Source organism: Tunturibacter empetritectus, assembly GCF_040358985.1.
Lineage (GTDB): Bacteria > Acidobacteriota > Terriglobia > Terriglobales > Acidobacteriaceae > Edaphobacter > Edaphobacter empetritectus.
On the sequence record NZ_CP132932.1, the window covers coordinates 3037832 to 3049733 of the forward strand.

10 protein-coding genes are annotated in these 11902 nt (G+C 56.1%); 5 read left to right on the forward strand and 5 right to left on the reverse strand.

What is annotated here, in order from left to right; genetic code table 11:
- Window positions 1–371 precede the first annotated feature (371 nt).
- Window positions 372–1109, forward strand: a complete 738-nt coding sequence (locus tag RBB75_RS12570) for a GvpL/GvpF family gas vesicle protein (RefSeq protein ID WP_179637013.1) — start codon at window positions 372–374, stop codon at window positions 1107–1109.
- A 249-nt stretch (window positions 1110–1358) separates the two neighbouring features.
- A complete protein-coding gene (locus RBB75_RS12575; protein WP_353068263.1) occupies window positions 1359–2951 on the forward strand; it encodes an OmpA family protein in 1593 nt (530 codons plus the stop codon).
- A gap of 200 nt (window positions 2952–3151) precedes the next feature.
- Here the strand turns inward: RBB75_RS12575 and RBB75_RS12580 are convergent, their stop codons facing one another.
- On the reverse strand, window positions 3152–3466 hold the full coding sequence (locus RBB75_RS12580; RefSeq protein ID WP_257030851.1) for a hypothetical protein: 315 nt from the start codon (window positions 3464–3466) through the stop codon (window positions 3152–3154).
- Window positions 3467–3507: 41 nt separating this feature from the next.
- Here RBB75_RS12580 and RBB75_RS12585 point away from each other — a divergent pair, with 41 nt between their 5' ends.
- The 3 genes from RBB75_RS12585 (at window position 3508) to RBB75_RS12595 (ending at window position 6530) form a co-directional block, all read left to right on the forward strand.
- Window positions 3508–4536, forward strand: a complete 1029-nt coding sequence (locus RBB75_RS12585; RefSeq protein WP_353068264.1) for a zinc-dependent alcohol dehydrogenase family protein — start codon at window positions 3508–3510, stop codon at window positions 4534–4536.
- A 123-nt stretch (window positions 4537–4659) separates the two neighbouring features.
- On the forward strand, window positions 4660–5601 hold the full coding sequence (locus RBB75_RS12590; RefSeq protein ID WP_179637019.1) for an ABC transporter ATP-binding protein: 942 nt from the start codon (window positions 4660–4662) through the stop codon (window positions 5599–5601).
- Between the two features lie 44 nt (window positions 5602–5645).
- Window positions 5646–6530 carry an ABC transporter permease gene (locus RBB75_RS12595; protein WP_179637021.1) on the forward strand — a complete coding sequence of 295 codons (885 nt, stop codon included), beginning with the start codon at window positions 5646–5648 and terminating at the stop codon, window positions 6528–6530.
- Here the strand turns inward: RBB75_RS12595 and RBB75_RS12600 are convergent.
- The 4 genes from RBB75_RS12600 to RBB75_RS12615 all read right to left on the reverse strand — a co-directional run bounded on the left by RBB75_RS12600 (window position 6527) and on the right by RBB75_RS12615 (window position 11874).
- Entirely contained in the window at window positions 6527–8155 is a 1629-nt protein-coding gene (locus RBB75_RS12600; RefSeq protein WP_179637023.1) for a glycosyltransferase family 39 protein, read from the reverse strand. The two genes, RBB75_RS12595 and RBB75_RS12600, sit on opposite strands and share 4 nt — an antisense overlap.
- Before the next feature lie 27 nt (window positions 8156–8182).
- Complete coding sequence (locus tag RBB75_RS12605) at window positions 8183–9229, reverse strand: acyltransferase family protein (protein WP_179637025.1); 1047 nt, start codon at window positions 9227–9229, stop codon at window positions 8183–8185.
- 126 nt (window positions 9230–9355) lie between these two features.
- The gene (locus RBB75_RS12610; RefSeq protein ID WP_179638747.1) at window positions 9356–10660 is read right to left on the reverse strand and encodes an NAD(P)/FAD-dependent oxidoreductase; all 1305 of its coding nucleotides are present in this window, start codon (window positions 10658–10660) and stop codon (window positions 9356–9358) included.
- 206 nt (window positions 10661–10866) lie between these two features.
- Complete coding sequence (locus tag RBB75_RS12615) at window positions 10867–11874, reverse strand: YpdA family putative bacillithiol disulfide reductase (protein ID WP_353068265.1); 1008 nt, start codon at window positions 11872–11874, stop codon at window positions 10867–10869.
- Between the last annotated feature and the right edge of the window lie 28 nt (window positions 11875–11902).

Here is an 11902-nt window from a genome sequence, read left to right on the forward strand (position 1 = left end):
GGCCGACCTCGGCACCTCCCCCACCAAACCGGGACAGGACTTCCCCAGAGGTGTAGATTTCGTGTCTCTGGCCTCAGCCAGTCGAGGGCTATGTTCGTTGGTCCGACCTCTCATCCGATCTCCTGACCAGAAGATGACGTGCCCATGAAATAGTGCATCTTTTCGGCGAAGAAAGTGTTGCCAACCGTACTTCAATAGGCATACTATCCGTTTCGGTTCGGCGGAGTTCGCGGTAAAATCGCCTGCTTCTCAGAACCAAAAACCTATTGAAATGAAGAGTTCCTCCAAAATTTCCGTATCGGTTTGAGTTACATAACCAACTTCCTGATGGGGCAGTTAGACCCCTCAGCGCGCTCGGAAGGATAAAAGCTATGGCATGGTACGCGTATTGCGTCGCAGAGAGACAAGCATTTCCGGAGCTTTGTCGCCACCGCCGCCCGATGCCCCTGACGAATGTCTCGGGACTCTTCGGGAACCAGACGTTCTTGTTTCCCGCCAGTGATTTAGCAGTGATTGTCTCCGAGCATAGCCCCGAAGACACCGCCCGACTCGACCAGCAGGCCGCCAAAGACCATGCACGTGTCGTCGCAGACTGCTTCAAGCTCTCCACCGTTCTGCCCTTCCGCTTCGGCACCACCTTCCAGGATGACGACGCCCTGCGCCGCTCTGTCCGCTCCAATCAGCGACACTTCCAGGCCAATGTCGAACGCCTCCGTGGTAAGGCCGAGATGCATCTCAAAGTCCTCGTCGACGACATCTGCCCCGGCAACTCAGCTCGCGACATGACCGTCGGCCAGCAGTATCTGACCAGCCTGCGCGAGAGCGCCAGCCGCCAACGCGAGCGTCAGTCGAAGGCTCGCGCCCTCTCCATCCAGATGCACCGCATGTTCCTGCCGCTGGCCGAAGAGATCACCTGCAAACGCATGGACACCGGAAAGATGCTTCTCGATATCGCCCACCTGATCGACAACAAGACCGTGGAGCGCTATCAGAACAAGTACACCTCCGCCACGCTCGAGCTCAAAGACTGCCGCATGCAGCTCTCCGGCCCCTGGCCTCCCTATCACTTCGTGCATAAGACCACGCCACAACATCAGCACAGCGCATAGCACCAGACGATACCAGCGGCCCTCCTTCGTGGGGGGCCGTCGTTCGTCCGGCAGGTCATGCGTAGCCGGGTGTCTGCAACTTGCCTGTTTTCTGAGTGTTGTGTTTGTGTATTCTTTTGAGGAGTGCCTCGGGGAACGCGCTGCCGGACACCCTTTACCCAGTCCTGCGCATCGCATATGTAAAGCCGCCAGACGCAAGAGAAGTTCTGCGCCTGTGCCACTAACTAGTATTTGGCAAGGAGATCGTGAATGAATCGCACCAAGAACGTCTTTACTGCCCTGGTGTTTTCTGCTGGGATTCTCGGATATTTCGCAGCTGGATCTGCAAAGCTTGACGCGCAGGAACCTAACCCGACCTCCCAGACAAATCCCCCACAGGACGCGAATGACATCAAGAAGCAGGATAACGGGATCTATCTCTACCGCGTGAAGGTCGTCCAGCGCGACCTCGATGCGGTGAACTATCTCCATCGCAGCGGTTCGACCAATATTGGCTTCAAGGGAACGCCCCTTCTTCCGTTCGCCAAGGGAGAGGCCAAAGTCACCAGTGAGCGTGGTGGAATTCACATCTCAGCCCGGTTCCAGGGGCTAACCCCAGCCAATGGCTTTGGACCCGAGTACCTGACCTACGTCTTGTGGGCGATCACCCCGGATGGCCGCCCCAACAACCTGGGCGAGGTGCTTCCTGCGAACAACAAGAACAACATTGAAGTGACTACCGCCCTGCAGTCCTTTGGCATGATCGTCACCGCCGAGCCTTACTTCTCGGTAACGCAGCCAAGCGACGTCGTCGTGCTGCAGAACGTGATCCTCAACGATAAAACCACCGGTGTTCTCGAAAAAGTGAATGCGCACTACTCCCTGCTGGCGCGCGGCGCATATGCCCAGACGGATGGTTCCAGGTCGAACCTGAACCCAATTACCAGGGATGAACGATCACCGCTTGAGCTCTATCAGGCCAACAACGCCATCCGCATAGCGCAGGCCGCGGGAGCCGACAAATACGCTCCCGACATTATGGCCGAGGCGATGCAGGACCTTCGCAACGCTACCGACATCGATCAGAACAAGAAGGGTGATCGCAAAATGGAGATCACCTTCGCGCGCCAGGCTGTACAGCGTGCTGAAGATGCCCGTCTCGTCACTCTGCGCAAGCAAGCGGCTGAGCGCCAACTGAACGCTGACAACGCCAAGCGAGATGCAGAGGCGCAGGCCCAGCAGTCGCAGCTTCAGGCTCAACAGTCTCAGCTTGAAGCCGAGCGCGCCCGCGCCGCCCAGGCGGAAGCCGATGCCGATCGCGCCCGTGCCGAAGCCGCCGCTGCCGAAGCCCAGGCTCGTGCCGCCGCTGCCAACAAGAGCGCAACCGACGCCAACGCCGTTCGCGAGAGGCTTCGCGCTCAGCTGAACAGCGTCCTCGCCACCAGCGAATCGGCCCGCGGTCTCATCGTCAACATGTCCGATGTGCTCTTCGACACCGGTCGCTATACCCTCAAGACCAACACCCAGATCAGTCTGGCCAAGGTGGCTGGAATTCTACAGGCCTATCCTGGATTGAAGCTTCAGGTCGAGGGCTACACCGACAGCGTGGGAAGCGACCAGTACAACCAGAAGCTTTCGGAGAACCGTGCCGACGCCGTTCGCGACTTCCTGGAAACTCAAGGCGTCCAGCCGGATAACATCACGGCCACCGGTTACGGCAAAGCCAAGCCTGTAGCCGACAACGCTACCTCGCAGGGCCGAGCCCAAAACCGGCGCGTCAATCTCGTCGTCTCAGGCGACGCCATCGGGGTTCAGCAGAGCAACCCCGACGCCGATCCCGCTCCCTCCGCAACACCACAGTAATTCGTTTCGCACAAAACCAAAGGGCCGCCAACCGCGGCCCTTTCTCATTTCCTGAAACACTAACGATGAACTTCTTCAAGTATGGAGGTCTTCTGCACGCCAGCGGTCAAACGTCGGCCAGACTGTAAGGTCGGCGACCGATCAAATCAGCGAAGGACGCTGCCCCTCTGAGCACAACTGCCACAGCCAGCAGTCGAAGCCTACAGGTGGATCGACCACCCAAGCTCCGAGAGCTTTTCTTCGATATCCGCCAACGCGATCGTAAGCGCGGACCGACGATGCGGGCTTGAGGTTCGCTCCGACAGAATGCGTTCTCGCTGCAACTCCAACGCCTGCCGTCTACGTTTGCGTTCTGCCACCTCGGCATTATCGTTTGCGGTGACAGGTTTCGGAGCGGCAGCCTGATTTTGCTGTTCTTCCACGGATTTACTCTCCCATCCTCGCGACATACTGCCAATTCTACGCTGCGACATATCAATATATAAATAGTTTGCCACTTCCTCTTCCTTCAGCATCCCAATTTTGACCAACAACTAACATTGTCCAGAGGCTCCAAATGTACGCATTCCCGGTCCAGCAATTTGGCATCGATAAACTTCGGCAGATTGATCTACCCACTCCCCAAACAACCCCGGGTACGGTTTTGATCAAAGTTCACGCCGTCTCTCTTAACTACCGCGATCTCATGATGGTCAAGGGTCTTTACAACCCGAAGATGGCCCTCCCGCGCATTCCCTGTTCCGATGGAGCGGGAGAGGTGGTTGCCACGGGCGAAGGGGTCACTCACGTCGAAGCCGGCGACCGCGTCTGCGGCATCTTCATGCAGCGTTGGCTCGACGGGCCGCTCACCGCCGACAAATCAAAGGCTGCCCTTGGCGGAGACGTAGACGGCATGCTCACCGAGTACGCTCTCCTCGACCATGAGGGAGTCGTTCGCTTCCCCGAGCACTTAACCTACGAAGAAGCCTCCACTCTGCCTTGCGCCGGCGTCACGGCGTGGAACGCCCTCCATCATGCCGGCGACCCAACCAATCCAACACATCCAGGAGAGACCGTAGTCATCCAGGGCACAGGCGGCGTCTCAATCTTCGCGCTGCAATTCGCAAAGCTCCTCGGAGCCCGAGTCCTCGGCACCTCCTCGAGTGAGGAAAAACTATCCCGCGCCCGGAGCCTTGGTCTGGAAGAAGGATATAACTACAAACTGCGCCCCGATTGGTCCAAATGGGTCACTGAGGCGACCGCAAACAAAGGAGCGGATCGTATCATCGAAGTCGGCGGCGGCGGCACCTTCGGTCAATCCCTGCGAGCAGCCCGCGTTGGCGGCACGATCGCGCAGATAGGCGTACTGTCCGGCGCTGCCACCCCGGATCCTGTCGCCCTCACGCCCATCCTTCACAAGCAGCTTCGCGTGCAGGGCATCTACGTAGGCTCCCGCGTAATGTTCGAGCAGATGAACGCCGCCATCTCCAAAGCCGGACTTCGTCCTGTCATCGACAAGGTCTTCCACTTCTCTCATGCCGCCGAGGCCTTCGCTCACATGGAGTCGGCCTCGCACTTCGGAAAGATTGTCATTCGCGTTACGTAGCAGGGTTAAAAGCGCTAACAACCGGAGGGCGTGAGTTGTTCACGTTGCAAACAGTCCATCACTTCCCGCCCAGAGCGCTTCATCACGTTGCATATAATCGCAGCTACAAGGAGCTAAGCCAAAGTGATAGTCGAGATCGAAGCCCTCCAGAAGATTTATGAAGGCAAGCAACGAGTCGTCGCCGTCGACGGCATCGATCTCAGCGTCCACGAGGGCGAACTCTTCGGACTTCTCGGCCCGAACGGTGCGGGCAAGACCACCACCATCAGCATCTGCACAACCCGCGCCCTGCCTACCTCGGGGTGTGTCCGCATCGCAGGAATCGATGTCGTCAAAACCCCCGCGGTGGCCCGTCGTTTCATCGGAGTTGTACCCCAGTACAACACGCTCGACCGAGCCTGCACCATCTACGAGAACATCAACTTCCACTGTCTCTACTTTGGCTTCTCCGGCCCCGAGGCCACAGAGCGCACCAATCAACTCCTCGCCCAGTTCCACCTCATCGAGCGTGCCGGCGCCTATCCCGCGCAACTCTCCGGAGGTCTCGCTCAACGCGTCCAGATCGCCCGGGCCATCGCACACCGCCCCAAGGTTCTCTTCCTCGATGAGCCCAGCGCCGGCCTCGACCCGCAAAGCCGTATCGCCATGTGGGACGCCGTCCGCAACCTCCGCGAAGAGGGAATTACCGTCGTCCTCACCACCCACTACATGGAGGAGGCCGACGAACTCTGCGATCGCGTTGCCATCATCGACCATGGAAAGATCCTCGTGCAGGACACCCCCACAGCGCTCAAAGGCTCCGTCGGCGCGCAGAAGGTCTACGAGCTCTACCTACGCAGTCAGGACAACATCCCAACCCTAGTGCAACAGCTCCAGCAACTCACCGGAGTAGCCAGCGCAGAACCCACTCCCAAGGGCGTTCGCGTTCTTGCCCACGGAGCCGAAGGCCTGCTCTCCGACGTTGTTCGCGAGGCAAACCCGTACGGACTCCGCGACCTCACCATCACTGAAACCAGCCTCGAGACCGTCTTCATTCGTCTCACGGGCCGCGACCTTCGCGAGTAGCCAGGAGCGCTTCCTAGGAGCACCGTACCAAGATTGAGATATCTATGACCCAACTGGCAGAAGCCGCAAAACCGAGAACGCCGCAGAATCGCCAATCCGCCAGAGGCACTCAAAGCCCAAAGCTCACGCAGTACACTCGCGCCTTCGTCGGTCTCTTCCGCCGTGATCTGCATGTTCTACGTCGCGAACTCTTCCCCTTCGTCATCCGCGTCTGCATGAACCCGCTGCTCTTTCTCTTCGTATTCACCTACGTCATTCCACACATGAACGCCGGCGCCGCCATGAATCCAACAGCATCCATGGCCGGCAACGCCTTCTCTACAGTTTTGCTGCCTGGTCTCATGGCAGTTGCCATCATGTTCTCCGGTATCGCCGCTGTCGCGCTGCCTCTCGCGCAGGAGTTCGGCATCACCCGAGAGATCGACGACCGGGTCATGTGTCCATTACCGGTGCCTTTCGTCGCCATCGAAAAGATCTGCTTCTCCGCGGTCCAGAGCGTCATCGCCGCCTGCATCGTCTACCCGCTCGCCTACTACGTCCCAGCGACGCATCCTACGACCCATATCAGCAACTGGCCATTCCTCATCCTTGTTGTAGCCCTTGCCAGCCTCACAGCGGGCGCACTCGGCCTCACCATCGGCACCAGCGTCAAACCGCAACAGATCGGCCTCATCTTCGGCGTGGTCGTCATCCCAATCACGTTCCTGGGCTGCGTCTACTATCCCTGGGCCGCGCTCACTCACATCCGCTGGCTTCAGATCGGCGTTCTCATCAATCCCATCGTCTACATGAGCGAGGGACTACGCGCCGCCCTCACCCCCACGCTGCCACACATGAACCCTTATCTAATCGTAGGGATGCTGATAGCCTCTCTCTGTCTCCTCACCTGGCTAGGCATCAAGGGCTTCCTCCGCCGCGTCATCGGCTAATAGAGGGGGGAATTTTCGGGACCGATAAACGGTAAAGGCTCAAGGCACCGACCTGTCTCGAACATCCCAATCACGCTAACCTCCGACGGGTTCTCGCAAATGGGAGTCTCACCTAGATAGATGGCATAGGTAACCGGTCCGCTTCGTTGTGCGAGCCTCATTCGGGTAAAGACATACTGCGCAAAATCAGGGTTCGCATACGTCGCGTGTGCATTTTGAAGCTGCTTTGGATCGATACGGTTGTAATAGAGCACATACACATAGTTCAGCCGCAGAAGGTTACAAAGAAAAACCGTGTCCTCTGGATGAGCGATGTTCTGCAGTCTTACGAGAACCTCCTTCATCTCGGGGTGAAAGTCAGGAGCACTCTGCGCAGCGTATCTCTTTCCAAAGTAACTGGTCAGAAACCAACCTGACTCGAACGCGAAGAGACACCAGAAAACGGTCACCATTACCGGCCGCAGGCGCACGTGCCGCAGCTTGTACCAAAGAGCCATGGCCCCTGCGCCGGCAAGAGCAAGCAGCGGAGCGTAAACATTGATCGCTTCATTAATCTGTATTGGCACAATCAAGAAAACAGGAAGAGCGGCCACCAACCAGAGAACGAGCGGGTTTGGGATTCTTCGCGATCGGATCGCCCGCGATATCGTCAAGAGGATCCCAATTGCTGCCATCGCCAGCACAGTCAAAGGAATCGGAGGGGACAGCTTCACCTGGCTCCATGTCGTGTGATCCTGCAACGCATGCGTCAGGAAGTGAATATTAGTGGAGATGACGCTCTCCTGCTTCAATAACTGATGCAACCGATTCACAGGAATTAATGGAACGGAGACCGGAAGATACCTCTCAAAGTCGTAGCTTCTCTTTACCAGATAGTTTTTCCACACGAAGAAGATAAAAGGGCTAGAGATTGCGAGGAACACCGCAGCTCCAATTGTCCAAATATGCCAATCAGCCTTTATTCGTCGAAACTCTTTAGCCAGTAGTAAGAGCATTAGAGTTGGCACAACCACTAGCGAGATTCCATAAACGTAGAACGCAATCGCGAACGGAATTAGACAGATAGCGGTCAGCAGGGCAGATCTTCTTTCAAGGGCCTCCTGAAAACAGAAAATCCCGAGCAAAACAAAGAAAGGCAAGCTGTTACATTCGACCGCCCACCTCGAAACCATGATGTGCCATGGGGACAGCGCTAAGAAAATAGTGCTTAGCAATGCGGATGGTGCTCCAAAGTTCCTGCGGCACACAGCGTAGAAAAGAGGCAGTGTCAGAAGTCCGCACGCTAGATCGAAAAAGCGTACGGAAAACCCCGAGAGCCCAAAAAGCGCAATGACTGGCACCGTGGCGTAGGCCTGAAGCACGTTTTGACCTGAGCCCCAGCCAACAAAATAAACGGGAAGATGGTACCCCCAACGGTCGGCGCCCGTCTTAAGCAGAGAATAGCTTTCGTACGCTTCTGATATTTCGTCCTGATCAAAGCCGGCAGGAACAGCAATGGGTCGATAAGTACGCGCTACTACACCACTCAGCAGCACAGCCACTAACACCACCCAACGCCAGTTAGTTCGTTTCAGAAATCCGTCTTCTCTCTTTGGCAAGAAAGCAGTCCCCCGCTGCATGATCATCGTGCGATCTAGGAAATAGCTGCGCGTCTACGCATCCACAACCGTCACCGTTGTGTCCAGTCTGTCGGCACGCCATACCGATGCAAGCTTGTGGCCCCATCGTATCAGAGGGGCTTCAAACCACCGGAACGATATCCAACTTACGAGAATAGCGAGTGATAGCGTAATAGGGAACGCCACTCTGGAACTCAACCCGGTCGCTCCTGTAAAAGCGCTTCGGACGGGCTGATGGCAGAGGTACAAGCCGTAGCTGATGATGCCGATAAAGGTGAGCGGCTTCCACGATAGCGCGCGGTTTAGTGCGCCATCAGGATGCGTCAGGACGTAAGCCACCAGGCTGGCGCAACAAACACCGAGAAGGCTGTAGCCAAGGGTATTGAAGATCTGCGTATTCGCTTCGCGATCAAAGACATGGGGCCACGCCCGCGACATCAACGTGAACCAAGCCCACGAGACAAGAAGGGTAGTACCTGACCATCGAGTCAGAAGCGCTTTTCCCCGTTCCGTCTCGCTCCAGATCGCCAGCAGGCAGCCCATAGCCAAGCCATCAAGGTGAAATGGAGTCAAGAAATAAATTTGCTCGTAATCCCGTACGTGAGGAGTTGCAAGAAACCGCAGCATCGGCTCAATCAGTAGCAGTCCCAGTAACAAAATCTTCAGATGTCTCCGCTGCATGTAGCGAACCGCTATTGGAAACATTAGGTAAAAATGCTCCTCCACCGCCAGCGACCACAACATAATCAGGTTTGGGATGACCCAGTTGGAAGCGCTGGCAAAATTGCCCATAAACCCCAGGTACGCCAGAACGGAAAGCGTTCGCGGTTTGAAGGCCATCGCAACATACGCAATCAGAAGCAGGACTGGCGGAAGAATTCGTGTCGCGCGTTTAATGTAAAAACGCTTCCAGTAATGGGGCAACAGCCGGTCTCGGCGAAGGATCTGTGTGATCAGATAACCAGAGAGCACAAAGAAAAGATCGACTCCAACCCATCCGCCTCGCAGAATCTCATGATGATGCAGGATCACCGCCAGCACTGCGACTGCCCGAAGACCATCAAGACTGTGAATCCGCATGAGGATCTATTCTATTATCAAAAGGGCGTTATTCCGTGCCGACCGCGGCACCGGTCACCGACATAAACCAGGAAGAGCGTTGCCTGCACCTGAAATAAAATTGTGACAAAAGGACGTTCATCTCGATCAGGCTGATGGCGATTCAACCGTCGAAAGATGCTCCGCCATTTGACGGCCGAGTCGAACGCTCTCGGAGATTCCTCTGTCTTCGGGATAGTAAAAACAAGTGTCGGCAACCTGAAGCCCTCGAATCGGGGTTTGAATCGGTGGAATCTTCGCTGCGAATCCAGGTTCGCAGACAGGCTGCGCATAACGAAGACGGGCCACATGCTGAGAGATGATGTCGTCTCGTGTAAGCTGCGGATTCAACCTCTGGAGATAGCCAAAGGACTCGTTAAGGAGCTCTTCGTCGGTCCAGGTAAATTTGATATTGTCGTTTGGCATGTAATAAGGCACATACACTACAGTGTCGCCGCCGACAGGTCTAAGATTTGAAAACTCAATGATCCCTGGAACCGAGATGTCGGGTTCACTGATATTGACCCAGAAGTGCGGACTTACCGATCGCCTGAGTTTGAAGACTAGACAACAGATGCCCATATTTATGATCGATTCGTAACGCGCCTTCCAATCGTCGGGAAGGTCGGGGATCATCGTTGCAACCAGCGGTGTTGGAACCGTACAAATAACCGCATCCGCCCGCACGAACTTATCAGGCGTCATTACACCCGTTACCCTCCCGCCTTCCACTACTACTTTCTTCGCGCCGCAACGCGTGTGAATACTGCCACCGCTCTTCTCAATCGACGAGCACAGAGCATTCACCAGTGTCTGGCTTCCGCCTTCAATGTAGCCGAGTTCCTCCTGCAGGAATGACTTGCGGGAGCGACCAATCCGCTTGATCCGAGTCCATATCCAGGCCGCCGAAACGTTATCCGCATATTGATAAAATTTCAGCGCGAACAGCGGCCTCCAGAGGCGATCAAACACCTCCGGTCCACACCATCGTGTAATCCAGGAGTGTGCTGCCTCAGTCTCAATCGCGTCCCACCGTTCCCTGCGCACAGACAAGAACGCAAACAGGCCATATCTAAGCCGGGAGAGTAGGCTGATCTCGGGAAATTTCAGCAGCGCAAAGGGAGTTCCCCACTCGTGCATCCTGTTGCCAGTAAAGATGCCCATGGTGGTTGTCCTCCATTTCAACTGATCGCGGAGGCCAAGTTCTTCCAGTAGTTCCATCGTCGGCACATCGCTCTTACAGACGAAGTGGTAAAAGCGCTCAATTGAAAGCCCTCCCATGTCAAAGTGAGCCGCCATGCCACCGGGCTCCGGCGCCACCTCCAGCACTTCCACTGTGTGTCCTGCCTTAGTGGCGTGGAACGCTGCGGAAAGACCCATTGCCCCTGATCCAATGACTACAACGTGAGCGATAAGGCACCTTCTCCTGAAGTCTGCGCAAAGCGCGAAGTCGAAATGATTTTGCTACGGACAGTTCGCAACAACAGGGAGCTGTGAACTTCCGGGCTTAGCACGCGTTCCCTGAATCGCCTAATGTCGGTTCCAGACTACCATCCGTCACGAGTCAAACAATAGGACAGGCTGCGCGGAGTTGTTGCTCCGGCCGATTCCCGCAATGCTTAAGCCGCAACTCCCTTCCTCCGCAGGTCTTCCGCAATCAACTTCCCATGGAAGCGCCCATTTTCAATAAAAATCTCACTTGTCCGTTCGCCCGCAACAATAACCCCAGCCGCATAGATCCCTGGCACATTGCTCTCAAGCGTAGCCGGATTGCATACTGGGCAGCGGTCATTCGCCTTATCCAGCTTCACCCCCAGCCGTTCAATGAACTCAAAGTCCGGATGATATCCCGTCAGCGCAAAGACAAACTGGTTCGCAATCGTCACCTTTCCTCTCCGAGTCGCGAGCGTCACATTGTCCTCCGTAATATTTGTGACGACGCTATCGAAGTAGGCTTCGATCTCATGGTTCTTGATCCGGTTATTGATGTCGGGAAGAATCCAGTACTTCACGCTCTTCTGAATCTCTTTACCGCGATGCACCAGCGTTACCTTCGCCCCATGCCGCCAAAGGTCCAACGCAGCAATCGCCGCGGAGTTCTTGCCTCCGATCACAAGCACCTCGAGCCCATAATACGGATGCGGCTCATGATAGTAGTGCTTCACCTTGCTGAGATCTTCCCCCGGAATTCCAAGGTAGTTCGGCAGGTCGTAGTACCCGGTGGCGATCACCAGCTTCCGCGCACGATGCTGAACCGCCCGCCCAAAGCGATCCATCGTATGAACGGTAAAGTTTCCGTCCCCGCCATCCACCCGCTCGACATTCTCATACTGTCGAACGTCGAGCCTGTAGAACTCCGCTACCTTGCGATAGTACTCAAGCGCCTCGCTTCGATTGGGCTTTTGATTCGGACTGGAGAAGGGCATGTCCCCGATCTCCAGCAGCTCCGGCGTCGTAAAAAACGTCATATGTGCCGGATAATGAAACAGCGAATTGCAAAGGCAGCCTTTATCGACCAGCATCGTGCTAAAGCCAGCCCGTTGGGCCTCAATCGCGCAGGCCATGCCGGTCGGGCCCGCGCCAATCACCAGTAAATCTACAATCTCTGAAGTCGCACCCTCACTCATCCCTTCATTCTACTGAAGGTTCGGAGCG